The sequence below is a fragment of the Maribacter sp. R86514 genome (genome assembly GCF_044597005.1).
Taxonomy (GTDB): domain Bacteria; phylum Bacteroidota; class Bacteroidia; order Flavobacteriales; family Flavobacteriaceae; genus Maribacter.
This window is the reverse complement of the sequence record NZ_CP138999.1, coordinates 1,031,376-1,057,418: the sequence shown is the minus strand read 5'-3', so window position 1 is coordinate 1,057,418 and position 26,043 is coordinate 1,031,376. Positions and strand designations below refer to the sequence as shown.

General features: G+C 35.1%; 26 protein-coding genes and 1 pseudogene. 21 read left to right on the top strand and 6 right to left on the bottom strand.

Going from position 1 to position 26,043, the window contains the following annotated elements; translation table 11 throughout:
* The first annotated feature begins 10 nt into the window (after nt 1–10).
* The 4 genes from SJY30_RS04735 (at nt 11) to SJY30_RS04720 (ending at nt 2,960) form a co-directional block, all read left to right on the top strand.
* Nucleotides 11–631 (top strand): hypothetical protein, encoded by a 621-nt coding sequence (locus SJY30_RS04735; protein WP_396634450.1) that lies wholly within the window; start codon nt 11–13, stop codon nt 629–631.
* Nucleotides 632–868: 237 nt separating this feature from the next.
* A complete protein-coding gene (locus SJY30_RS04730; protein ID WP_396634449.1) occupies nt 869–1,660 on the top strand; it encodes a YHYH protein in 792 nt (263 codons plus the stop codon).
* Nucleotides 1,661–1,665: 5 nt separating this feature from the next.
* A complete protein-coding gene (locus tag SJY30_RS04725) occupies nt 1,666–2,289 on the top strand; it encodes a toxin-antitoxin system YwqK family antitoxin (RefSeq protein WP_396634448.1) in 624 nt (207 codons plus the stop codon).
* Nucleotides 2,286–2,960, top strand: coding sequence for an SCO family protein (locus SJY30_RS04720; RefSeq protein ID WP_396634447.1), 675 nt, complete (start codon nt 2,286–2,288; stop codon nt 2,958–2,960). Before SJY30_RS04725 ends, SJY30_RS04720 begins: the two co-directional genes overlap by 4 nt.
* A gap of 53 nt (nt 2,961–3,013) precedes the next feature.
* Here the strand turns inward: SJY30_RS04720 and SJY30_RS04715 are convergent.
* The 6 genes and pseudogenes from SJY30_RS04715 to SJY30_RS04690 all read right to left on the bottom strand — a co-directional run bounded on the left by SJY30_RS04715 (nt 3,014) and on the right by SJY30_RS04690 (nt 9,573).
* A pseudogene (locus tag SJY30_RS04715) lies at nt 3,014–4,245 on the bottom strand (IS3 family transposase).
* Between the two features lie 102 nt (nt 4,246–4,347).
* On the bottom strand, nt 4,348–5,025 hold the full coding sequence (locus SJY30_RS04710) for a type 1 glutamine amidotransferase domain-containing protein (RefSeq protein ID WP_396634446.1): 678 nt from the start codon (nt 5,023–5,025) through the stop codon (nt 4,348–4,350).
* 42 nt (nt 5,026–5,067) lie between these two features.
* On the bottom strand, nt 5,068–6,066 hold the full coding sequence (locus SJY30_RS04705; RefSeq protein ID WP_396634445.1) for an NADP-dependent oxidoreductase: 999 nt from the start codon (nt 6,064–6,066) through the stop codon (nt 5,068–5,070).
* Between the two features lie 232 nt (nt 6,067–6,298).
* Nucleotides 6,299–7,696, bottom strand: coding sequence for an NAD-dependent succinate-semialdehyde dehydrogenase (locus SJY30_RS04700; protein WP_396634444.1), 1,398 nt, complete (start codon nt 7,694–7,696; stop codon nt 6,299–6,301).
* Nucleotides 7,697–7,714: 18 nt separating this feature from the next.
* Entirely contained in the window at nt 7,715–8,455 is a 741-nt protein-coding gene (locus SJY30_RS04695; RefSeq protein ID WP_396634443.1) for an SDR family oxidoreductase, read from the bottom strand.
* 221 nt (nt 8,456–8,676) lie between these two features.
* Nucleotides 8,677–9,573, bottom strand: a complete 897-nt coding sequence (locus tag SJY30_RS04690) for an AraC family transcriptional regulator (RefSeq protein WP_396634442.1) — start codon at nt 9,571–9,573, stop codon at nt 8,677–8,679.
* A gap of 163 nt (nt 9,574–9,736) precedes the next feature.
* Here SJY30_RS04690 and SJY30_RS04685 point away from each other — a divergent pair, with 163 nt between their 5' ends.
* From SJY30_RS04685 to SJY30_RS04605, 17 genes are all read left to right on the top strand, one after another.
* Nucleotides 9,737–10,396 carry an alpha-ketoglutarate-dependent dioxygenase AlkB family protein gene (locus SJY30_RS04685; protein WP_396634441.1) on the top strand — a complete coding sequence of 220 codons (660 nt, stop codon included), beginning with the start codon at nt 9,737–9,739 and terminating at the stop codon, nt 10,394–10,396.
* A 31-nt stretch (nt 10,397–10,427) separates the two neighbouring features.
* Nucleotides 10,428–10,727 carry a putative quinol monooxygenase gene (locus SJY30_RS04680; RefSeq protein WP_396634440.1) on the top strand — a complete coding sequence of 100 codons (300 nt, stop codon included), beginning with the start codon at nt 10,428–10,430 and terminating at the stop codon, nt 10,725–10,727.
* 210 nt (nt 10,728–10,937) lie between these two features.
* Entirely contained in the window at nt 10,938–11,612 is a 675-nt protein-coding gene (locus SJY30_RS04675) for an NAD(P)H-dependent oxidoreductase (protein ID WP_396634439.1), read from the top strand.
* 8 nt (nt 11,613–11,620) lie between these two features.
* Entirely contained in the window at nt 11,621–12,628 is a 1,008-nt protein-coding gene (locus SJY30_RS04670) for a zinc-binding alcohol dehydrogenase family protein (protein WP_396634438.1), read from the top strand.
* A gap of 131 nt (nt 12,629–12,759) precedes the next feature.
* A complete protein-coding gene (locus tag SJY30_RS04665) occupies nt 12,760–13,596 on the top strand; it encodes a DUF4437 domain-containing protein (protein ID WP_396634437.1) in 837 nt (278 codons plus the stop codon).
* Nucleotides 13,597–13,854: 258 nt separating this feature from the next.
* Entirely contained in the window at nt 13,855–14,328 is a 474-nt protein-coding gene (locus tag SJY30_RS04660) for a Dps family protein (RefSeq protein WP_396634436.1), read from the top strand.
* A gap of 18 nt (nt 14,329–14,346) precedes the next feature.
* Complete coding sequence (locus tag SJY30_RS04655) at nt 14,347–14,616, top strand: UBP-type zinc finger domain-containing protein (RefSeq protein ID WP_396634435.1); 270 nt, start codon at nt 14,347–14,349, stop codon at nt 14,614–14,616.
* An 11-nt stretch (nt 14,617–14,627) separates the two neighbouring features.
* Nucleotides 14,628–16,274, top strand: a complete 1,647-nt coding sequence (locus SJY30_RS04650) for an FAD-dependent oxidoreductase (protein ID WP_396634434.1) — start codon at nt 14,628–14,630, stop codon at nt 16,272–16,274.
* 12 nt (nt 16,275–16,286) lie between these two features.
* On the top strand, nt 16,287–17,153 hold the full coding sequence (locus SJY30_RS04645) for an AraC family transcriptional regulator (RefSeq protein WP_396634433.1): 867 nt from the start codon (nt 16,287–16,289) through the stop codon (nt 17,151–17,153).
* Nucleotides 17,154–17,462: 309 nt separating this feature from the next.
* A complete protein-coding gene (locus SJY30_RS04640; RefSeq protein WP_396634432.1) occupies nt 17,463–18,209 on the top strand; it encodes an enoyl-CoA hydratase/isomerase family protein in 747 nt (248 codons plus the stop codon).
* A gap of 196 nt (nt 18,210–18,405) precedes the next feature.
* On the top strand, nt 18,406–19,389 hold the full coding sequence (locus tag SJY30_RS04635) for a zinc-dependent alcohol dehydrogenase family protein (protein WP_396634431.1): 984 nt from the start codon (nt 18,406–18,408) through the stop codon (nt 19,387–19,389).
* A gap of 245 nt (nt 19,390–19,634) precedes the next feature.
* Nucleotides 19,635–20,597 (top strand): 2OG-Fe(II) oxygenase, encoded by a 963-nt coding sequence (locus SJY30_RS04630; protein ID WP_396634430.1) that lies wholly within the window; start codon nt 19,635–19,637, stop codon nt 20,595–20,597.
* A gap of 74 nt (nt 20,598–20,671) precedes the next feature.
* The gene (locus SJY30_RS04625) at nt 20,672–21,460 is read left to right on the top strand and encodes an SDR family NAD(P)-dependent oxidoreductase (protein ID WP_396634429.1); all 789 of its coding nucleotides are present in this window, start codon (nt 20,672–20,674) and stop codon (nt 21,458–21,460) included.
* Between the two features lie 81 nt (nt 21,461–21,541).
* Nucleotides 21,542–22,660 (top strand): esterase-like activity of phytase family protein, encoded by a 1,119-nt coding sequence (locus SJY30_RS04620; protein WP_396634428.1) that lies wholly within the window; start codon nt 21,542–21,544, stop codon nt 22,658–22,660.
* A 184-nt stretch (nt 22,661–22,844) separates the two neighbouring features.
* A complete protein-coding gene (locus tag SJY30_RS04615) occupies nt 22,845–23,468 on the top strand; it encodes a MarC family protein (protein ID WP_396634427.1) in 624 nt (207 codons plus the stop codon).
* Nucleotides 23,469–23,509: 41 nt separating this feature from the next.
* A complete protein-coding gene (locus SJY30_RS04610) occupies nt 23,510–24,061 on the top strand; it encodes an NAD(P)H-dependent oxidoreductase (protein ID WP_396634426.1) in 552 nt (183 codons plus the stop codon).
* Nucleotides 24,062–24,104: 43 nt separating this feature from the next.
* On the top strand, nt 24,105–26,012 hold the full coding sequence (locus SJY30_RS04605) for a monovalent cation:proton antiporter-2 (CPA2) family protein (RefSeq protein ID WP_396634425.1): 1,908 nt from the start codon (nt 24,105–24,107) through the stop codon (nt 26,010–26,012).
* Nucleotides 26,013–26,043 lie beyond the last annotated feature (31 nt).

The following is a 26,043-nucleotide window of genomic DNA, read 5'->3' as shown; positions in this document are numbered from 1 at the left end:
AATTAAGGATATGAAAAAGTATATATCAGTTTGTACCATAGTGCTATGTTCCATGCTAGGTTATGCTCATAACCCAGATGTCTCTACCACAATGTTAGTAGAGAAAGAAAATAATATTTGGGTACTTCAGATTAGTTCTTCCTTAACGGCTTTTCAGCAAGAAGTGCGAACACATTTTTCTGAAACTCCGTATAAAACCCCCGAGGAGTTTCAACAAATGGTATTGGAGCACATTAAAAACAATTTGGATATTAGCTATAACAATGGTTCAAAAATTACCTTTGGTCAAGGCATAGTAAAGCTAGGTCATGAAACTAAAGTCATATTCGAAGTATTTGGAATACCTTCTAATTTACAGTCCTTACAGGTAACAAACACCACCTTTAAGGACATTGGTAGAAGCCAAAGTGCATTATTCATTTTTAAAGATGGCTTCAGTAAAGATCAGTTTATCTTAAATAATGATAACGAGCATTCTTTAGAACTCAAAGCTAGCGGAAAAAAGTTTATTGAGTCTAACAAACTGAAAGCAAGCTTCAATTCTACATTTGCCATAATAATCGTAATTAGTCTTTTGGCATTCAGCTTTATCGTTCAAAAGACCATTCTTTCAAAAGTTACTATTAAATAGACAAACTATTACTATCAGTGACTAGATATTGATAATTACAGCATATTAAAAAATCATGAACTTTAAAACATCGGTCATTCACTTAATACAATCGGTAGTTCACTGATTATTGAAAATTCCATATAAACATATGATTATACTTGTGCTGTAAACTTAAATGGTCATAAAAAAAACACAGATATTTCCAACTAAGCATACATTGAACGACACTTATAACACCCCATTAAATCAATAATTATGAGAAAAAATAGTTTAAATAGAATACCAAAATCTTCGCTAATTATAGCCTTGTCATTTATAACACTTTTAGCATGTAGTAGTGATAGTGTAGATGATGATGTTCTTGAAGATATTGTAAGTTCTGATAGTGAAGAGGAAGATGAAGAAATTGCTACTGAACTGCATGCTGCATACAGTGCTTTTAATACAGATGCAGTTACTATTTATTTAGACGGATCTGAGGTAGTCATTGAGACCACAGGTTTGCCTAATCATGAAACTGTTTATTGGGGAGAGGGTAATTTTCTTTATAGAGAAGAAGATGATGTGGATAAAACCCCTAGCATTATGTCCAGCAATAATAATGCAACAACTATTCGTGTAGATGCTACTCCTAATTTAACGGGGAGCACTGTAGAAACAGAATTGAATACTATTGGTATAGCTGTAAGTGGTTCCTCAATTTTTAATGATCAAGAAGGTGGTGGGGCGTTAGACCAGGCTGCAGGCAGTTTAGACTGGACAGGTGCTCATATTGGTCCTGGAGTTTATCATTACCATTTAGAGCCTAAAGCTTTTACGGATGATGATGATAACCTAGTAGGTATATTATTGGATGGCGTTTTTCTTTACGGAAGAAAATGTAGTGCAACCGGAGATTATCCTACGGATTTAGATGCTTCTGGCGGACATACTTCCACTACACAATATACCGATGGTGAAGAGGAATATCACTACCATATCATTAATGAAGTATATTCAACAACAGGTTCACACTTGGCTTTTGCCGGTCCATACCAAGGATATTAATATTTATGAAATTCACTTCTCTTAATTTATTCGTTTCGCTTTTGTTCATTTCATTGAACAGCTGTAAACATGCACCTGAAACAACAGAAAATAAGGAAGAGCAATTGGTTATTGAAAATGTAACTAAGTTTAAGGAAGAATTAGAACTAAATCAATTAGAAGGTACATGGTATTACAAAAACTCACCTTATGAGGGGTATTCAATAGCCTTACATGAGAATGGAACTTTAGCTGAAAAGGTGGGTTTTGTAAAAGGAAAAAGAGAAGGGGTTGCTCAAAGATGGTCTGATACCGGAATTTTAAGATTAGAATACCATTATAAAAACAACCGTTTAGAAGGCATTTATAAAAGTTGGTGGGAAAACGGACAGCTGGCACAAGAAGCTACGTATGTAAACGGTAATATGGAGGGAGTAGAAAAGAAATGGTACGCAGATGGTCAATTAGCTAAAGAACGCCAGTTGGTCAAGGGGAAAGAAGAAGGTCTACAAAAAGCATGGTTGCAAAACGGAAACTTATACGTGAATTACGAAGCTAAAAACGGACGCATATTTGGTTTAAAAAGAGCAAATTCTTGCTATCAATTAGAAGATGAAGTTGTAATTAGATCAGAAAACGAATTATTATGAACAAGACGGTACTTTCTATAGTTGTTATACTTCTTTTTACTGCTTGTAAACAAACGGTAAAAAAAGAAAATATTCAGGTAACCGAAACCAGTAGGGTAGAGCACTTGCCATTTTATAATGATGAGTCATTTACACCTCATTGGATAACTCCAAATACGGAAGAAGAGAAGCAATTTCATAAAATTCCTGATTTTAAATTGATAAATCAGTTAGGCGATACATTGACCCAGAATTCTTTCGAAAACCAAATTTATATTACTGATTTCTTTTTTACTACTTGCCCTGGTATTTGTCTTAAAATGACGAATAATATGACCAAAGTACAAGAGGCTTTTTTAGACAATGATGAAGTAGCTATTCTTTCACATTCAGTAACTCCTTCAATAGATTCGGTATCCGTACTTAAAACATATGCCGAAAAAAACGGAGTAATAGATTCTAAATGGCACTTGGTGACCGGTGATAAGAACGAAATTTATAATTTAGGAAGAAATGAATATTTTGTGGAAAATGATTTAGGTATTCCTAAGGATATTAATGATTTCCTACACACAGAAAACTTTTTACTCATTGATAAGAACAAACACATACGCGGTATCTACAACGGACTCAACCGAGCTTCTATAGCGCAATTGATTACCGATGTTGAAGCATTATTAGAAGAAAGTTGATAGATTGATTAAATAGTGAGTCGTCCTAAAATAGGTTGACAGTTTTTAAATAATTAAATCAATCCTGCGAAGCTAGCTTCGCAGGATTTTTTGTTGTGTATAAAATTAGGTGTTTCATAATTAAGACTCAAGTGGGGTCTTTTGCTATTATACGTTTTTATAGATTCTTTGATAAGCTGTCTTAATTCTCTTGCTGTATTACATTTATGAATCAAGAACTCTGTTTTTAAAATACCATTTACACGTTCTGCTAAGGCATTTTGATAACAGTCGTATCCATCCGTCATTGATGGTATGACCTTAGATCTTTTTAGTTCTCTTTGGTATGTAGCAGAGCAGTATTGTAGACCTCTATCAGAATGGTGTATTAATCTGTTAGAAGTAACTCTATTCTTTACAGCCATTTTCATGGCTTTTACTACATTTTCCGTACTCATATCATCACTTAGATGATACCCCATAATCTTTCTGCTAAAAGCATCTGTAACTAGAGAGAGATAATGAGTTCTTTCTCTGCTTTTGATATAAGTTATGTCACTTACAAAATACTGTTCTGGTCTTGTAGCAACTGAACTTTTCATTAGATTAGGATACTTTCTTAGCCAATGTTTAGAATGAGTAGTTTTTGTATAGTTCTTTTTTGGTTTTATAAGCATTGATTCAGATCTGAGGTAATCGAAAAGTGCATCCCTACCTATCTTGACACCTACTATTTCAAACTCAGCCTTGAGCAGATAGTAGAGTTTTCGAGTACCAAGTCTGGGCATTTCTTGACGTATTTTTGAAACTAATGGTAATTTGAGCTAGTTCACGAGCTCTTTTATCAGCACGTTTTTCTGCTTGATAAACAGCTTGTCTACTTATCCCAAACAATCTACAGCAACGCGATAGGCTTAGCTCTTGTTGTTGTCGGACTCGTTGGATTGCTTGGGTGAATACTTTTTTCTGATGGAAGTACCATACTGCTGTTCAGAGATGTCGATCATCGTGTTAAGCACTTTGTTCTTGAGCTTCTCATCAGAGAGTTCTCGTTCCAAACGCTTAATTTTCTGAGCTGGAGTCTCTTTGGATTTTGGCATTTGATGCTTAATTGGGTTTGTCCAGTCTAAGGTACCGTGTTTACGCAACCAAACCAAAACAGTACTCCTGCCTTGAATACCATAAGCCTTTTGAGCTTGCTTGTAAGTCATCTCGCCCTTTTCTACTTGGGAGATGACGGCTAATTAAAGCCTAAATTGTAATCGCGCTGAATGCGCTTATTCCCTGGGTTCTCTGAAGGTTTCATAAATAAGTCGAATTTGTGTCAACTTATTTCAGGACGGGACATAGTAAACATAAAAAGCCCGTAAATTAACTTTACGGGCTTTTTCATTTAATATTCTGAATGCTATTTCAAAGCTGCCAATAACTTCTCTGCAACCAATTCAGATGATGCAGGATTTTGACCTGTAATTAAATTACCATCTTGAATTGCGTATGCTGCCCAATCTTCTTTTTTAGAATAGATTCCTCCATTTTCTTGTAACATGTCTTCTACTAAGAAAGGAACAACTTCTGTCAACTGTACAGCCGCTTCTTCACTATTTGTGAATCCGGTTACTTTCTTACCTTTTACTAAAGGATTTCCATCAGTTCCTTTTACACCCTTTAAGGCTGCAGGCGCGTGACATACAAATGCTACCGGTTTCGCTTGCTCATTAAATGTTTCAATCAATTTAATTGATGTTGCATCGTTCGCTAAATCCCATAAAGGTCCGTGACCACCTGGGTAGAATACCGCATCAAAATCAGAAGCATTTACGTCTGCTAATTTCTTTGTATTGTTTATAACGCTTTGCGCATCTTTATCATCCTTATAACGCTTTGTATCTTTTGTCTGAGCGTCTTCAGAATCACTACTTGGATCAATTGGCGCTTGACCACCTTTTGGTGTAGCTACCGTAATCTCAGCGCCTTTGTCTAATAATGCGTAATACGGAGCAGCAAACTCTTCAATCCAAAATCCTGTTTTTTTTCCTGTGTCCCCTAATTCATCATGAGACGTTAATACAAATAATATTTTCATTGTTACTTTATTTAAGTTATTAATTTATAGTTAATTAAATAGTTATACCTTAACTATCATTTTACCTTTATTCTTTCCATTCATCATATCTAAAAATGCTTGTGGCGTATGCTCAAAGCCTTCTACAATGGTTTCTTTGTAAGTTAATTTACCTTCACCCAACCAGGTAGATAATTGCTTCATGGCTACAGGGAATTTGTCCGCATAATTAGAAACTATAAAACCTTGCATTAATGCACTATTCTTCACCAAGAATGGTTGAACAGCTACTGCCATTGGAATTTCTGTTTTATTATATACCGATATAGCACCACAATTAATAATTCTTGCAAACTGATTGATATTGAAGAGAACAGCATCCGATATTGGTCCGCCTACATTATCAAAATAGATATCTACACCGTTAGGGGCTGCTTCTTTTATGGCAGCTTGCAAATCTTTAGTGGTTTTGTAGTTGATACCATGGTCAAAACTGAATTCTGATTTCAGCATCTCAACTTTTTCATCCGTACCGGCAATACCGATAACATTCAACCCTAGAATTTTACCTATCTGACCTACAACACTACCTACGGCTCCTGCAGCACCAGATACTACCAAAGTTTCGCCTTTTTTAGGCTTCCCAATTTCATGAAGACCTAAATAAGCTGTTAATCCCGTCATACCGACGATACCTAAATAAGCACTAAGTGGAGCTTTACTTTTATCTATTTTCTGCAAGCCTTCGCCGGTAGAAACCTGCTTTTCCTTCCATTGTAATAATCCTGATACAAAATCTCCTATACTGAAATTACTGTTTTTAGACTCAACTACTTCCGCAACCACGCCGGAGCTTATGGGCTCATCTAAATTAAATGGAGGTACATACGACTTCGCATCGTTCATACGACCTCTTAAATATGGATCAACAGAAATATATTTGGCTTCTAATAAAAGTTGACCTTCAGAAATGCTGGAATTTACATCAGTTTCAACAAATTCAAAGTCAGAAAGGGTAGGAGTACCTACCGGACGTTTTTTTAAATTAATGGACTTATTCATAAGTTTTTATTCAAATTCTATTCTAAATTATTGTCAAAGAGATAAATGATTGTAAATGCTATTATAGTTATACTTTGCTATAACATACATCACAATTTGAATCTATATCTTTTAAGACATTTCAAAGATATTACAAAAAAGAATGAACATTCATTTTTTAACGAAAGTTTATAAAAAACACGGTTATACTAAAAAAAAAGGGCAGTCATTTGACTACCCTTTTTTATACATTTTATTCATCATCTATTATTATGATGGACTTCACATTTACGAACTCTTTCATACCGAAACCGCCATGTTCACGTCCATAACCAGAGTCTTTTACTCCGCCAAATGGCATTGAAGGTTCAGCTAATCCGAAAGAATTAATAAAAACCATTCCTGTATCAAAATGTTTCTCGGCTAGTCTGGTAGCTTTCTCAACATCCTTCGAAAAAATTCCTCCACCAAGACCAAATCTACTATCATTTGCTATGCGCATAGCGTCTTCATTATCCTTTGCTTTTATTAGCGAAGCAACGGGTCCAAATAACTCATCGTCATAAGCGGGTTGACCTGGTTTTACATTACTTAGTATGGTAGCAGGGTAGAAGTAACCTTCTCCTTCAGGAATTTTTCCTCCGCACAATACATCGGCTCCTTTTTCTACACTTTCCTGTACTTGCTCTTGAATTTTATCTCTAAGATCTTCACGCGCCATAGGTCCTAACTCGGTATCTTCATTCTTAGGATCTCCAACTTTTAAAGCATCCATCGCCTTCACAAACTTTTCCTTGAACTCATCATATACTTTTTCTGTAGCGATAAATCTCTTTGCGGCAATACAAGTTTCTCCGTTGTTATAGATACGCCCCATTACACTTTTTTCTACGGCTAAATCTATATCTGCATCATCAAGTACCAAATAGGCATCATTACTACCTAATTCCAACACTGTTTTCTTTAATTGTGCACCGGCTTTTTCTCCAATTTTTTCACCTGCCACAGGGCTACCCGTTAAGGTAACACCACGTACCAGTTTATGCTCTATTATAGCGTTTGATTGCTCGTGCTCAATGACCATGACATTGAAAAGACCTTCTGGTAAACCTGCTGTATCAAAGATTGATTTCAATAATTTGGCAGTGCCTGTTACGTTAGAGGCGTGTTTCAATAAAATACTGTTACCTGCCATTAAGTTTACTATTGTATATCGTAATACCTGATAGCTTGGGTAATTCCATGGCTGTATTCCATATATAATCCCAATAGGTGAATATGTTATTATTCCTCTACCGTTATCTAACTTGCGTTCTTCGCTTTTTAAAAATTCTGGGGCATTCTCTGCTGAATAATTACAGATAGAAGTACATAAATCTACTTCATGATTGCTCTGTGAAAGCAATTTACCCATTTCATCGGTCATTAACTCAGCAAGTTCTTTCTTGTAGTTCTGAAGCTCTTTACCTATCGATTTTATAATCTCGCCGCGCTCTTCAATAGATTTTGTTTTCCATTTTAAAAAGGCTTTGTGAGACTGTTGAATGCTTTCTTCAACCTGTTCATCTGTCATGTAGGTGTGTGAAGCAATCTCTTTGCCCGTTGTGGGATTTATTGTCTTGAATGTATCTTGTTTTGTTGTCGTTGACATATTTTTTTCTTTAAATTATTATTGTTGCTCACTTGGTACCAAGTAAACGTCATTGATATTAACTCTTTCAGGCTGAGTTAATACATAGAAAATAGAATTCGCGATATCTTCGGCTTCTAAGGTTTCCATTTTCTGCATTTCTTTCATTTTTTCCTTAATATCTTCATCTGAAATGGTGCTCGTTAAGTTAGTGGCCACAGCACCTGGTTCAATAGATGTAATGTTGATGCCATATTTAGGTGCCAATTCTTGACGAAGCCCTTCTGAAAACATTTTTACCGCAGATTTTGTAGCACAGTATACTGCTCCACCAGGAAAATATCTATTTGCCGCCATGGATGAAATATTAATAATGTTCCCACCTTTATTTTCTTTTAATGCAGGTAAAACTGCTGCTACGCCGTTTAATACACCTTTAATATTGACATCCACCATTTTGTCCCATTCATCTGTTTTCAATTTTTCAACAAATGATAAAGGCATTAATCCGGCATTATTTACCAAGCCAGATACTTTGCCGTATTCTTGCTTGGTTTTTGAAACCACTTTTTCAAAGTCATCCTTTTTGGTTACATCACCTGGCACGACCAAAGCTTGACCTCCATTTTTTACGATGTCAGATTTTAGGTCGTTCAATTCATCTTCACTACGTGCCATTAACACTACTTTGGCTCCATTTTCTGCTAGTTTTACTGCAGTTGCTTTACCAATTCCGCTAGATGCTCCAGTTATAATTATTACTTTATCTTCTAAATTCATTGCGTCTTTTTTTGATTTCAAACCAAGTTACGCTGAATGAAAGATGTCTTTTAACTAGATTAAAATAAGAATTGACGGAAAAGGAAATGAATTAAAATTTACCGTTTGTGAGTTAAAAAAAACGGAGGATCTCATATCCTAATAATACACAATAGAACAAAATATATGCCTTAGCGAAAAAAGTAAATAGTGCCTTTGTAGTGAAGTTTAAAACTAATTATTTAAGCACTTATGGTAGATGTACAAGATGCTCTTTTTAATAACATGTATTCTCCTTTATTTTTAAAATCACGAATAGATGAACCTGTATAGCGCTTAAAGGTTTTTGAAAGGTGACTTACATCTGTAAAACCTAAATCATCTGCTATTTGGGTCAAGGTATAGTCTGAATTTAGCAGGCGAATTTCTACAAGCTTTAATTTTGCCTTAATGATATACTCTCTTAAAGACATGCTCACTTGCTTTTTAAAATATTCACTAACATAGGTAGGTGACATCATAAAAACATCTGCCAAGTTCTCAACTTTTAACAATTCTGTCTTATGAATATTAGAATTTATATAAGCGAGCATTTTAGTAATTCTATCATCTGAATTATTTTTTGCCAATTCAAAATAACTACTCTTTTTAATATTACGGATCAGAATTTCCAGTATACAAGTCATTAAACTAGTCACTAAATTTATAGACTCTTTCCCATAATTTCTAGACTCTTGAAGTATCATCTCAATAAGGTTTTCAAGATAATTACGGTCTAATTCGTTCTTAATGATATCACCCGGCAGCTGATTGTAATTAGATAATATGTACGATGCCTCTTTAAACCACTCATTTCTATCAATAGTTATTCTATTCGCATTTTTAAAGAAAGAATCGGTAAACTTTAAAAAGACAAAACGTGTCGGTTTTTCAATGGTAAAAGAATGGCATTTTAACGGAGGCAATAAAAATATGCTATTCTTGCCATAGGCATAATCATTGTAGTTGATGCACTGGGTACCTTCACCTTCCTTTATTAAAACCAGCTCAAAAAAATTATTCTTAACGGGTCGTTGTTTCCAATACGCCAACTCAATTTCTTGTATTTCAAAAGGTTTATACGCTTCTAATACTTGCATTTTTAGGATAATTAAGTGATATATGAACGAAAATAATGTAAAACAGTTACTCGTTACAGATATTAACCTTTATTTATACCATTTAAACCTCCGTAACTACTTCATGATACTATCAAAGCCAGTATCTTTGTAATAATAGATGATTACTAGATGTTATTTTCAAATGGATTTATTTAATCAAACCAATTTATTTTCAACAGAAGAAGTCCGTAAAACAGTATATGATTTACCAGGAGCGGATATTACGTTGTTCGAAAATTTCTTCAGCATTGAAGAGAGTAACAAGCTGTATAAAAGTCTACTTCATAATACGCCTTGGCAGCAAGAACAAATTAGCATTCACGGTAAATTGCTAGATTATCCTAGATTGACAGCTTGGTATGGAGATGTTGACAAAGACATTAAACACACGAATACAAAAAGTAAAATGCATTTGTGGAATAACGATTTACTTTTCATTAAAGAACGTATAGAAAAGGAAGTACCTATTAAATTTACACGCTGTTTGCTCAATTATTATCGCGACGGAAAAGATAGCGTAGACTGGCATCAAGATTATAAAGGAGAACAACGAAAAAATACGGTCATTGCTTCTGTTACCTTTGGTGCAACCAGACCCTTTCAATTAAAACATGTATCAAGAACAGATTTAAAACGATTGGATATTCCATTGGCAAATGGTAGCCTTCTATTGATGCAAGGCGCTACCCAGGAAAATTGGAAACATAAAATACCGAAGACCGCAAAACAGATTTCCCCAAGAATTAACCTAACCTTTAGGTGGGTCGGTCAATTTATCCGCTATCAATCTTTACTTTTATAGTTCTGACTTTAGAACCAATTTACAGCATCTTATGAAAAAATCTTATTTAACCTTAGTAGTACACATTTTAGTAAAAGAAGAATTTAGAGAAGAAATAAAAGCCGAGTTGCTAAAACTTGTTAGTCCCACTAGAGGAGAAGAAGGTTGTATTGCCTATGACTTACATCAAGATAACGATAACCCCAATCTGTTCTTATTTCACGAAAAATGGGTGAATCAAGATTATTTGACCAAACATTCGCAAAGTGACCACATTGCGGCCTATAGACTTGCTTCTAAAGATAAGCTTGAGAACGTTTCTGCTTATAAAATGACAGAGCTTACCAATTAGAATTGTAATTATAAAGGCTTAACATTAAATTAATGTATTAAAAACCGGTAATTTTACCTGTAATAAGCTCGTTTTGGCAATATTTTAAGATTTCGCCACTTAAAAACCTCTATTTATACCTTATTCTCCTTTTTTTGTACTCTATTTAGAGTGTTTTGTGTATATATCTTTGTCTTCATTAAATCTATCAATTACAAAAAAGACATAATAATGAATACTCCAAACATAGCACAAGAAGATATATTAAACGCATTTAACTACAGACATGCTACCAAAGAATTTGATGCGTCAAAAACATTAACCGATGAGCAAATCAACTTTATCTTAAAAACAGCAAATTTATCTCCAAGTTCATTTGGATTTGAACCTTGGCATTTTATCGTTGTACAGGATAAGGAATTACGCGAACTTTTAAAGCCTGTAGCTTGGGGCGCTCCCATAAAATTAGATACTGCTAGTCACTTTATTTTAGGTCTGGCAATGAAGGCGCCTATGGTAAAGCATAATGCGGCGTATATTGAACACATGATGAAAGAGGTAAAACAAATGCCCGAAGATGTGGTAGAAGTATACTCTAAGTTTTACAGAGAGTTTCAAGAGCGTGATTTTAACTTAGATACAGACAAGAAGTTATTCGATTGGTCATCAAAACAAACTTACATCGCTCTAGGTAATATGATGACTGCGGCTGCACTTACAGGAGTAGATTCTTGCCCTATAGAAGGTTTTCACCAGGAAAAAGCAGAGGCATTGCTTAAAGAGAAATTTGGCGTAGATACGGATAAATACGGTTTAGCTTTTATGGCTGCATTCGGGTACAGAAAGGCAGATCCGGAATTTCCTAAATCTAGAAGAACATTAGAGGACATCGTAACTTGGAAATAAGAACTAGTATGAAAGCAATAGGTTACAAAGAGAATCTTCCAATTGACAATATAAAGTCTTTACAAGATGTAGAATTGGAAACTCCAAAAGCTACGGGAAGAGATATTTTGGTAGAAATAAAAGCTATTTCCGTAAATCCGGCAGATTATAAGGTACGTGCAGGAATGCCTGCTGAAGGTGACAACTGGAAAGTTATTGGCTGGGATGCAACGGGAATTGTAACTGCTGTTGGAGAAGATGTAACCTTGTTTAATGTTGGAGATGAAGTTTGGTACGCAGGCGATTTTACTCGTCAAGGTAGTTATGCAGAATACCAAATTGTAGATGAGCGTATTGTGGGTAAAAAACCTCAAAGCTTATCTTATGCTGAAGCTGCTGCATTACCATTAACAACACTTACAGCCTACGAAATGTTGTTTGATAGATTACAGGTTTCTAAAGACGATGCCAATAAATCTATTTTGGTCATCGGTGCTGCCGGTGGTGTAGGTTCTATTTTGGTGCAATTGGCTAAAAAACTGACGAAGCTGAACATTATTGGTACAGCTTCTCGAGAAGAAACTACGTCTTGGTTAAAAGAATTAGGTGTAGACACGGTTATTAACCACAGAAATAAATTGAGCGAAGAGTTCGAAAAATACAATTTACCGGCTCCAGAATATGTAGTAAGCTTAAATGCTACGGAACACCACGTAGATGAAATTGCTAAACTGATTAAACCTCAAGGTAAATTCGGATTTATAGACGATCCAAAATCGTTAAATGTAATGCCTTTTAAAGGTAAAGCGGTTTCTACGCATATAGAGTTAATGTTTACACGCTCTATGTTTCAGACCGGAGATATGATTGAGCAGCATAATATATTGAACAAAGCTTCTGAATTAATCGACAACGGAACTATTAGAACTACGTTAGGAGAAAATTTTGGAACTATAAACGCTGAAAATCTTAGAAAAGCTCATGCTTTTTTAGAAACAGGTAAAGCAAAAGGTAAAATTGTTTTAGAAGGATTTTAAACACATTATCATAAATGTCACTTCGAGTGTTTTTATTGAAAAAGCATGGAAATAAAAATGTATCGAGAATTTGGGAACACGCTTGCTTTTCGATTTTAAACAATTTTAATAGAAAAATTAAAGATATCAAAATGAAAAAAACAATATTACTTGCATTAGCAATAATAGCAACGGCATATACAAGTGCGCAAACACCAACAACGGATCCTGCCAAATCTGTAAATGAGGTGGTAACGGCAGACAATGTAGAATGGGGTTGGTTAAACCCGTTACGTGGAGACAAAAGTCCGGCTGCCGGAAAACTATGGGGAGATCGTACAAAAAATGAACCTGCAGGATTTTTAGTGAAATTTAAAAAAGGATTTTCATCTCCACCACACATTCACAACATTACTTATAGAGGTGTAGTAATACAAGGTTTATTACACAATGACGATGAAAAAGCAGAAAAACAGTGGTTGCCAGCAGGATCTTATTGGCAGCAACCAGCAGGAGAGGCACATATTACAGCAGCTGATGATAACGAGAATATGGCTTTTTTGGATATTCAAGAAGGACCGTATTTGGTACAACCAACATCGGAAGCTTTTGATAATGGCGAAAGACCAATTAATGTAGACAAAACCAATATGGTTTGGCTAAATGCTAACGATATTGAATGGGTTTCTGCAAAAAGTAATGTTGAAACTGCCTTTTTATGGGGAAGCCACGAGAAAAATCAATTGCGTGCAACACTTTTAAGATTACCCGCAGGCTTCAGAGGTAAAATAAAAAATTTGAGTCCTAATTTTAGAGCAGTTGTTATTTCTGGTGGTATAACTCATCAGTTCTCTAAAAAGGAAACTAAAAGTCAATTAGATGCTCCTTCCTATTTTGGCGCAGAAGAAAACGCAACCTCAATCATTTCAACAGCTAAAGAAACGGTTCTTTATATTAGAAGTAATGGTGATTTTGAAGTGACTATGTAAACTATTTAGGTTTACATATTTCACTCATCGTCTTAGTAAACAACCCTATTACCTGTACGAACCAAGCTTAAACATGTTCATTTTTTTTAAGAATAGCATAATTCGTAAAACAAATCTTACAGATTAAAAAATAGCGATTGAAAGCATTAATAATTATTGTAAATGAGCTATTTACAAGTTGTGAAGAACTAGCAAAAATCAATTTCTATGCTTAATTTGTTTGAGAAGTTTAAGAATTAAATAAAAAGACAAGAAAATATGAAAACGAACATCGGAATTACAGAGGAAAATAGAGAAAAAGTCGCTGAGCACTTAGCAAAAGTTTTAGCGGATGAATATGTACTTTATACCAAGACCTTAAGGGCTCATTGGAATTTAGAAGGTATTGATTTTCATACAAAACATGTATTCTTTGAAGATCATTACAATGCTATTAAAGAATTTATTGATGGCGTAGCTGAACGTATTAGAAAAATAGGTCATTATGCACCAGGTACTCTAAAACAATTTTTAGAATTAACTCATTTATCAGAAGAAATAGAAGGTGATAATTCTAGTTTAAATTATATGAAAGAACTATTAGCAGATCATGATACTATTATAGTCGAAATCAGAAAAATTATACCAACTATTGAAGAAGATTTGAAAGACGTAGGTACAGCAGATTTCTTAACCGGACTTTTACAAGAACATGAAGAAATGGCTTGGATGTTACGTGCTAGTGTAAGTTAATTATAATAACAATATTTCATGGAGCAAGATGCATGTGTTCATATTAACGCTATTTCAGAATTAAAAACTGCTACTGAGCACGTATGTGAAGAATGTGTAAAACTTGGCGATGTCTGGGTACATTTACGTACATGTCAAGAATGTGGTGTTACACTTTGCTGTGACGATTCTAAAAACAAGCATGCTACCGCTCATTTCAATACAACAAGCCATCCCGTTATTAGTTCTGCCGAACCTAACGAGAGATGGCTTTGGTGTTATAAAGATGAAGCTTTTGTTTCGTATTAAACCAACCAATTATGATAGATCCTAAATATCCAGAACTTACCGATCTGCAAGTAGAGAAACTTAAATCTTACGGTGAAATCGAATTTTATAAAGAGCCCACCGTGGTGTTGGACTTTGGTGATCAACATTACGATTTTTTCGTAGTGCTTACTGGCGGAATTAGAATTATAGATCCTGACAAAAAAGATGACAGTCTTACCATTCATAGAAGGTATCAATTTTCCGGTTCAAGTAGTATTTTATCTCATAGAACGGTTGGTGTATGTGGAGAAACTTTAGAAAATACACAACTAATACGAATTAGTCCCGAAAAGCTAAAAAGTGCCATTGCTAAATTCAGCGATATTAGCGATGTACTTTTAAATGCCTTTTTATTGCGGGAAGATGCTCTTAAAAACAACGTTCAAGGTATAAAACTAATAGGTTCTGAACATTCTAATGAAACGTATGCTATCCGAGATTTCATGGATAAAAATGATATCTGGTATAATTTTATAGATTCTGACAGGGAGGATAGATTGGTACAAATGTTAGATACATTCAACTTAAAGGAATCGGATTTACCGGTATTGATCAATAGTCAGAATAAGATTTCTATTCGCCCATCAATTGATGAAATTGGTATGTGTACAGGAGTTCGGTTAGAACTAGATGATGAAATTTATGATGTTTTGGTCGTAGGCGCTGGACCTGCAGGTTTAGCTGCTAGCGTATACGCGTCTTCAGAAGGATTGAGTGTATTGACCATTGATAGTAATTCTCCTGGCGGACAAGCTGGCAAGAGTTCTAAAATTGAAAATTACCTGGGATTTCCCACAGGTATTTCCGGTCGGGATTTAGCCAACAACGGCTACATTCAAGCTCAAAAATTTGGCTGTACTATTTCGGTACCGCACAGAGTGGAAGGCATTGAACGTAAAGAAGGTTACTATGAAATCAACTCTAACAACACTTCAACCTTAAAAGCCAAAACGGTAATTGCTGCCACCGGCGCTGCATATAGAAGACTTGCTTTAGAGGGAATTGAAAAATTTGAAGGCTCTGGTATATACTATAGCGCCACATCTATGCATGCCAATATGTGCAAGAATACTGAAATAGGTATTGTTGGCGGTGGTAATTCTGCGGGACAAGCAGCATTATTTTTAGCCAATTATGCACACAAAGTTTATGTAATTATCAGAAATGAGGATATTGGTGCCAAAATGAGCGATTATTTGGTGCAACGCATCATCGCTTGCGAAAATATTGAAGTATTGACCAGTAGTAACGTGGTTAAAGTTGACGGGGATACGTATTTAGAAAAGGTTGAAATCAAAAAGAATGATACATTAATTGAGAATAACATCAATTACCTGTTCACTTTTGTTGGCGCCAAACCCTGTACCGAATGGCTAGACAATATTATCGATACCGATGAAAAAGGCTTTGTGCACACGGGTCTCACCATTTGCGATAATGCCCTTAAAAGCGAAACGGTATTCAACAATAGAAAACCTTATACATTCGAGACTAGTTTACCCGGACTCTTTGCTGTGGGCGATGTGCGTTCAGGTTCGGTAAAACGTGTAGCTTCGGCAGTAGGCGAGGGGTCTATTGTGGTGAGTGACATCCATAAGTTTTTAGCTCTGGAAAACGAAGTGAAAACCGTAAAGTAACCTTTTATATTCATGGCTAGAACTATTATAGAGAATATCGTGATTGCGAAATACAAAGACCAAACTTTTTTTGAGTTTTGTAAATACACGACCATTCGTTTTTTTGAAATTGTATATTTCGAAAAAGGAACAGGAACTATTAAAATAAACGGTAATACCGTACCCTATACTTCTAACAGTGTTTTTGTTTTTATTCCTGACGATATTTACATCGTAAACCCTGATTCTGCCACCACCACAGTGGCTATAAAATTTTTAAAGAGCTTTTTTAGAAAAACATCTGCGCTAAACGAAACTTTACCGGTTAACGATTGGTTTCGAAAAATCGAAGAAATACTAAATAGCGAAAGTCACCAGCTTCGTGAAATGCAATTTGAATCCGAATCAGATAGGTCGCACTTGGTTTCCTTAATAAATATGGTTGCGACTGAATATATGAGAGAGCAGACTTTTGATATTTTCATTATTCAAAATTCCGTATCGGTTATTCTACATCTTATTGCTAGAAATATTCAATTCATTAATACGGCAGATACGGTAAAGAATGTGAAGTCATCTAAAATTCAACAAATCATCAACTACATTCACGCCAATATTTACAATTCCGAATTGCTTACCACCAAAAGTCTGGCAGAGGAGTTTCATATGTCAGATAATTATATGAGTGAATATTTTAAAAAGCATACTGATGTTTCATTAAAGAAGTACATCATCAACTACAAGTTAAAACTTGTTGAAACCCGATTAAAGTATACCGATATGCAATTTTCAGAAATAGCATTGGAATTGGGCTTTACAGATTCCAGTCATTTGAACAAGACCTTCCAAAGCTATAAAAGAATGACTATCGGTGCTTATAAGGCTAGTATTTCTGTATAAACTTTACATAAAATATTTTAAGTCAGTATTAGTAATGGTTCAAAGTAATCGCTACTAATACTGGCTTTTTTATTTCATCTACTCAGAAAAATACCAATTACCTCTTTTTTTACCAAAACCACTTTGTTTTATACCCATTTTAAGCTTGTGTCCCCAAATACCTTTGTACTGTAATTAATACAGAACGAATATCAACCAAAAATAAAATATTATGGACTACAAGAATTTTAAACATTTACGGCAAAACAAACAGGAGGAATTTTAACAATTGATATCAACTTTGGACCAGTAAACGTACAAGGACAAGAAATGCTAGCAGATTTAAGCAGCCTTTGTTTACGCTTAGAAAGAGATAGAAGTGTAAAAGTGGTAGTTTTTGAATCTTCTAATCCAAATTATTGGGTATGTCATTACGATACGAACTTATTAAAAGATATGTCTACAGAAGCTGTTCCAAGAAACGAAGTACAATTATTGGACTTACAAGCTGTATTAGAACGCTTAAGCAACGTACCACAAGCAACTATAGCAAAAATTGAAGGTTTTGCAAGAGGAGGCGGACATGAAATGGCGTTAGCGTTAGATATGCGTTTTGCAGCTAAAGGAAAGGCTAAGTTCATGCAGATGGAAGTTGGCATGGGAATTTTACCATGTGGAGGTGGAGCGTCTCGTATGCCTAGACAAACAGGATTAGGAAAAGCACTAGAAATTATTCTAGGAGCAAGAGATTGGGATGCCGATGAAGCTGAAAAATTTGGGACTATAAACAAAGCATTAGACGCAGATGAAATTGGAGCTTATGTAGATGCCTTGGCGCAACGTATATCACAATTTCCAGCAGATTCTATTGCCGCTAGTAAACGTGCAGTATATGCATCTATAGATTTACCAATAAAAGAAGCTTTAAAAGAAGAAGCATACCAATTGTTTCAAGCTACGAGTAAAACTCCTGCAATAAAAAGATTTGCCTATGCAGATGATAACGGAGCACAGTTTGACCATAACAACCAGAAGAACTGGGAACAAATGGTTATGGATATTCAAGAAGTGAATTAAGGCGCTGAGCGCCTTGCGCAACACGCTTTAAGCTTAGCGCATATCGCTTTTAAATTTTTGAGTAAAGCGCGAAGCCTACTACGTGTAGCGCATAGCGTACAGCGAAAAACCAACAACCAACAACGAACAACCAACAACGAACAACGAACAACGAACAACGATTAAAGATTAACGATTAACGAAATAAAAAATAGATATGAAAGCAATGTTATTAAACAGTTACGGAGAAAATGCAAATTTTGAAGTTTCAGAAATAGCGAAACCAGCAATAAAAGAAAATCACGTTTTAGTGAAAATAGCGGCATCTAGTGTCAATACTATTGATATGATGATTAAAAATATGGGGTCAGATTTACCATTGTCACCAGCTTTACCAGCTTTATTAGGTATGGATTTTTCCGGAGTAATTGAAGCTGTTGGAGAAGGTGTAGAGGGTTATGCTGTAGGAGATGAAGTATACGGTTGTGCTGGTGGATTAGCAGATTTACCTGGAACATTAACAGAATACATTGTAGCCGATAGTAGTTTAATTGGTCACAAACCAAAAGACTTGACTATGCGCGAAACTGCAGCTTTACCTTTAGTAGCTATTACAGCTTATGAAGGGTTGACAAGAGCAGGCGTAAAAGCAGGTCAAAAAGTATTAATTCATGGTGGTTCTGGCGGTGTTGGTCATTTAGCAGTACAACTGGCTAAATATTTTGGAGCAGAAGTTTTTGCTACTGGTACAGGTGACAAACAAAAAGCAATTGTTGAAAAATTCGGGGCAACCTTTATCGATTTTAAAACTGAAGAGGTAGCAGATTATACAGCAAAATATACTGATGGTGGTTTTGACGTTGTTTTTGATACTGTTGGTGGTCCAAACCTGACAAGTTCTATGGAAGCGATTGCCTTAAACGGACACATCTCTACAACGGTTTCCTTGTTAGAAATCGATTTAACTCCGTTGCACTTCAAAGGTGCATCATTACACGTGGTTTTTATGTTGATTCCGATGTTACATAACTTCAAAAGAGAAGATCACGGTAGTATTTTAGAAAAATTAGCTGAAATTTCTAACGAAGGTCATTTAACTCCGATTGTTGATGAAAATCAATTTTCATTAGAGCAAGTAGGTGATGCTTACGCACACTTAGCTAGTGGTACAGCCATTGGTAAAGTTGTGGTTGAAAACTAAATAATAGTAAATAAAGTATGTAGTAGGATTAGAGTTGCAGGCTCTAAACATGTCGATTAATATGTTCTGTTGAATGCCCCAGAAATGGGGCATTTTTTTACTTTAAAACAAAACCTTGAAATTTACCTAAACAACCGTTTTTACTACCAAAAAATTACTGCTGTCTCATACTACCTTTGTTATCAGAATAAGTAATTAAAACCAAAAATACTTTTAAAGCGGTTTTGGTGAAAAACAAATATATCATGAAAACAATAACAAATACAAATGCACTCGCACAAGCTCGTGCGCTTACACTACCAACTCGCGAAGCTTCACTAAATCGTGATCCTTCTGTATCACAATTTTGGAATAGTAACCGAGAGTTGCTTGAAGATGCTTGGAGCGAATGGGAAATTGAAAACAAAGACGGTTTGCTAGTTCCTGATGAAACCTTACTTGACCCAAAATTAAGAAAAGCTATAAACGATGCTTGGGAAAATCCAGAAAAGGAAAATGCTGTTGCTGATTTATGGGAAGAGATTATTCCTGGGGTATATTCTGCTCAGTTTTTTGATTTGGAACGTCTAGCTGATTTTCGAAAATATCTGGAAGCTACGGTAAATTCTGAAATTCCAAGACGTGCACCTTATGGCATTCAGTTGAATCGTTATGGCGTTATGTTAGACCCACGTTCAGAGGGTCATCTTGCTGCACCTAATTTTCAGGCTTTTTATAACGAAATCATGGATCGCTATATGCGTCCGATCGCCCGTTTATTACTAGGTACCTATGGCTATGATAACCAAACCTTTGGTTTTTCTATTCAGTACAATCCAGATAAGGATAAAGATTTGCATGCCCATACGGATGCTTCTGCAGCTACCTTGAATATTAATATTAACTTACCTGAAGAAAAATTTACAGGTTCACAAGTCGATTTTCATGATCGATCAACAGGTAAAGTGGTTCAAACTATCTTTGAACCCGGTAAGGCAATAATTCATACTGGCAAAGTACCTCATGCTACCCATCCAATTACAAGTGGACAACGTAGTAACTTGGTTGTATGGCTGTATGGAGATCGTATGCAAATACCACGAGGAGGTGCAAGTAGTTATGGCAGCGTTGATAATTCAACATCAAAAGTTGTTGCGGCAGAAAATATTACGGCTCGCGAGCGTTGGAGTTTACCAGAAGGTCCCAAAGATACCTTTGCACCGTTTTAAAAATAAAAGAAAACAGAATTTTGGCAGAACATATTCTGCCAAAATTCCATTTATAAAATACTAAAGTCTAAAAAATGAAACATATATTAATTACGGGAAGCACAGACGGTATAGGAAAGTTACTCGCGCTTCGTTTGGCGAAAGAAGGTCATTTTATTGGCGTTCATGGTAGAACGGATACTAAATTAAAAGCTACTGTAACCGAAATCAAAGCGGAATCAAAGAATGACAATATAGTAGGTTTTCTAGCTGATTTCTCAAATTTGTCAGACGTTAAACAAATGGCAAAAGAAGTTGCTGAAAAAATGCCGAAAATTGATGTTTTGGTAAACAATGCCGGTGTTTTGAAAACTAAAACTGATACTGCTTCGAACGGAGTAGATGTTCGTTTAACTGTTAACTATTTAGCACCATATCAATTTACAAATGCGGTATTACCGTTATTGAAAAAGTCAGATACACCTAGAATTGTAAATCTTAGTTCTGCGGCACAATCTCCAGTTTCTTTAAGTGCATTAAAAGGTGAAATGAGTTTAGGGGCTAATGATGCCTATGCACAAAGTAAGTTAGCTTTGACCATGTGGAGTTTTGATTTAGCTGCGAAAGAACCTAGTATTTTGGTTGTTGCCGTAAACCCAGGTTCGTTATTGAATACTAAAATGGCAAAGGAAGCCTACGGTCAACATTGGTCTCCTGCAGAAAAGGGAGTAGATATTCTTTATGATTTAAGTATGACCGACAAAGCGAAAACAAATGCTTATTTTGATAATGATAAAGGAGGTTATGCTCAAGCACACCCAGATGCCTATGATGATGAAAAAATTGAAGAATTGGTTGAGTTAACGAAGAAATTGATTAAATAATTTTCGCTTGCTATAATTTGAAATGACCATAGTATTAGACGTACTTTCGCAAGTATAAATTTTAGTTTTCAAAATCCATACATGAGCTTTGCAGTACGAACATTTCTTTCAATAATAGGATTATTTATTGTTTCTGCTTGTGGTAATATTAAAAAATCACCACCAAAAGATACCGATATCAATTTGCATTTTATAGATGAATATGTTTTGCCTGACGAAACAATATTTGCCACCACTAGGGTAGGTGGGTTATCAGGTATAGATTATGCAAATGGAATTTGGTACGCCATTAGTGATGACAGTGATTTTCCCCGCTTTTATAGCGCCAATATTTCTTATGATATTAACGGATTTGATTCGATTGAAGTAACATCCGTTACTCATTTTAAAGATTCAATTGACGAAGTAATAACAAAAGGAATTGTTGACCCTGAATCTATAAGATATGATGATGGATGTGTTATTTGGACAAGTGAAGGAAATATAAAGAAAGGTCTGAGACCTTTCGTACGCATTTCAGATTCAGTCGGTAATTTTGTGAAAGAATTGAATCTTGCTAATCGCTATTTACCTAATGACAATTCAGACATGGGACCTCGCCATAACGGTGTTTTTGAAGGAATAACTTTAAGTCATCATAGAAAAGGGTATTGGGTTGCGATGGAGCTCCCTTTAAAAGAAGACGGAGTTGAACCTACTTTAGAAGAAACAGACTCACCTGTAAGAATAGTTTATATTAATAAAAAAACAGGGCATTCCGAAAAGGAAATAGTGTATGAATTGGACAAAGTTGCACGTCCTGCAGTTAACGGTGATACATTTGAACTAAATGGTATTGTAGAGATTCTAGAGTACGATACCAATAGATTTTTTGTACTAGAACGTTCTTATTCCATGGGATATTCTGATGGAGGAAATACAGTTAAAATTTACGATGTTGAGGCTTCAAAAGCGACTGATGTAAGTGGTATGAATAGTTTAAAAGGTGAGCGCTATACCAAAGTAACAAAGAAGCTTTTATTCAATTTTGAGAATATTAGAAATGAATTAACCAACGGTATTGTCGACAATATTGAAGGAATCTCTTTTGGTCCAGACTTTGCAAACGGTAATCGCTCTTTAATAGTGGTAGCCGATAATAATTTTAGCCTGTATGGTCCGCAACTTAATCAGTTTATATTGTTTGAAGTAGCTAGGTAACTTATATTTAATCGAATAACAGAAACCTAATCATGAATAACTTATTACCTGATTTTCATGAAATGTGATAAGTTCTTAAATAGCTGCATATTCAAGAAAATATAATTATTCTTTAAAGCTTTAAATAGTTTAGGAAGTTTCATTATAAATCTTGTTCTTGCACGATTAAATTCCGCTTAAAATAATGGATGATTTAATTACGTTTTCTATTGCTGTTTTTACTGGTTTTTTTGCCATTACTAACCCAATATCTAACATGACCGTTTTTCTATCTTTAACCCAAGGGGCAGATGAAAAAACGAAAGCCGATATCAATAAAAGAGCAAATTTAATTGCCTTTATCATTGTATTGGTATTTGTCCTTTTAGGAAAATATATTTTCGAATTGTTTAATATTAGTATTCCCGCCTTTAAAATTACAGGTGGTATCTTAATATTTTATATCGGTTTTGACATGCTGCAATCAAAACAATCTAATGTAAAGAACATCAAACACGTAAATATTGATGAAAATATTGCTGTTTCACCCTTGGCAATTCCTATTCTAGCTGGTCCTGGCACTATTGTAACCGCTATGAACTTTGTTTCTAATTCGCAACCTGTTCATATAGCAATCGTTATCGCTGTTTTCGGTTTCATGAGTATACTTACTTATCTGACTTTTAGGCTTAGTAACTTAATTGTGCGATTGGTTGGTTACAACGTTATTTCTGTTATCGGTAAGATTATGGGTTTAATTATTGCCATCATAGGAACGGGTATGATTATCGAAGGAATAAAAATTTCCTTTAACCTGATTACAAAATAATACCTAAATTAAAGGATACTTTTTTTACAACGAATTGGAATATGAAGAAGGTACTTGTTTTATTTGCCCACCCAAAGTTTGAAAAATCAAGAGCGAACAATGTATTGGTGAATTATATCAAAGATAAAGAAGGTGTCACTTTTCATGACTTATATGAAGAATATCCAGATTTTCATATTGATGTTCCTTTTGAAAAAAAGCTGTTAGCGGAACATGATGTTATTATTTGGCATCATCCTATGTATTGGTACAGTTGTCCGCCGTTATTAAAACAATGGATTGATATGGTGTTGGAATTCAATTGGGCATACGGTCCAAAGGGAAAGGCATTATCTTCTAAAATTTGTTTAAACGCTATTACCACAGGGGGCAACAAAGAATTATATTGTACCCAAGGAACAAATAGCTATACCATTACCGAGTTTTTAAGACCTTTTGAACAAACTGCCAATTTGTGTTTAATGCACTATCAAAAGCCATTTACCGTTATGGGCACTTATAAATTATCTGATGAAGATCTTAAGATTTACGGGGAGAATTATAGCATGTTAATAGATCAATTACAAAATAAAGAAGCCATTGTAACCACATAAAAGGTATTTAGTTTTATAAACTTAACCAACCAACTAACCAATTATGACCGGAAGTCTACTTTTTGATGCCATTGTTTTTTTATTGGGAGCAATCATTTGCGTTTCAATAGCCAAAAGATTAGGTCTAAGTTCTGTTTTAGGGTATTTAATTGCCGGCGTTTTAATAGGTCCGTATGTTTTAGGTTTTATTGGTGAAGAGGGAGAAGATATTCTTCATTTTGCTGAGTTCGGGGTGGTGGTGATGCTATTTTTGATCGGACTCGAAATTGAGCCAAAGAAATTCTGGAATATGCGTAAAGCAATTGCCGGTATGGGCGGATTGCAGGTTGGGGGTACCATGATCATAGCGTTCATATTTTTTACCCTTTTAGATTTTGAATGGAAAGTAGCCTTGGTTATTTCTATGGCAGTAGCATTATCCTCAACTGCCATTGCAATGCAGACTATTGATGAAAAAGGACTCATGGAGACTACCTTCGGTAATTCGGCATTTTCTATATTGCTATTTCAAGATATCATCGTAATATTCATGTTAGGTGCAAATCCTTTACTTTCAAATTCTGATAGTGAAGCTGCCATAGACAGTCATGAAGCATCCGGTAATCTTTTAGACGGCTTGCCCATGGGCTACCAAACACTGGCGATTATCTTATCTGTAGTGTTAATTATAGGTGCAGGTCAATATTTGATCGTACCCATGTTACGAAGAGTTGCAAAAACAGGAGTTAGGGAATTGTTATTCGCCTCTGCTTTGTTAATTGTATTCAGTATATCCTATTTAATGGAATATGTTGGTCTATCACCCGCTTTAGGTGCGTTTTTAGGTGGCGTTGTACTTTCTAGTAGCGAATACAAACATGAACTTGAAAGTAATCTTGAGCCTTTTAAAAACCTGCTATTAGGTTTGTTTTTTATAGCTGTTGGCGCATCTATTAATTTTGTGGTCATTGCTAAAATTCCGTTGACCATTGGCGGTATATTACTAGCAGTAATATTGATTAAAGCATTAATACTATTTATTACCGGTAAAGTATTTAAACTTAAGCTTGACCAAAATCTACTACTAACATTTAGCTTGGCGCAAATTGGGGAGTTTGCATTTGTTCTGCTATCCTTTGCATTTCAATTGAATATACTGGATCAGGAACAGATGGATATTATGCTTGTAATAACAGCCCTGACCATGTCCATTACCCCAATCATAAGTATTATAAACGAACGATTTATATTACCAAAAATTGGCACAAAAGAGTCCATTAAAAGACCCATGGACCATATTGCAAAATCTCAAAATGTTATTCTGGTCGGCTTCGGTCATTTTGGTAGTACGGTTGGTCGTTTTCTAAGATCTCATGGTATTGAAGCCACTATTCTAGACCAAGATTCTAACCGTGTTGACTTTCTTCGTAAAATGGGGTTTGAAGTATATTACGGCGACGCCACACGTATAGATCTATTAGAATCTGCAGGTATTGCACAAGCTAAAATATTAATTTGCGCAATTGACAACCCTAGTGTTACCAAAGAAATCACAAAAATGGTAAAAGAAAAGTACCCGCATGTTGAACTCATGATTCGTGCTCAAAATCGGTATGATGCCTATGAATATTTGAATATGGGCTTCGAAAATATTTATAGAGAATCTCTAGATACATCTTTATCATTGGCCAAAGATGTATTGAGCAAGCTTGGCTTTAGAAAATATACCTTAAACCAACAGGTACAGAATTTCATTAAATATGATGAAACAAGTTTAAGAAGATTGGCAGCTGAACCAAAAGGAGAAGAGAACTATATTTTTAAAGCTCGTAAAGAATTAGAGGAGCAGGAACGATTGTTGGAAGAAGATTTTAAAAGGGGTATCGTCGAATACGATAATCATTGGGACAGTGAATCTATTAGAGAGGTATTAAAAGACCAACAAAATAACAATTCTTCACCTACCAACTAAAGTCTTCTAAAAGGCTATTTTGTACTTCTAT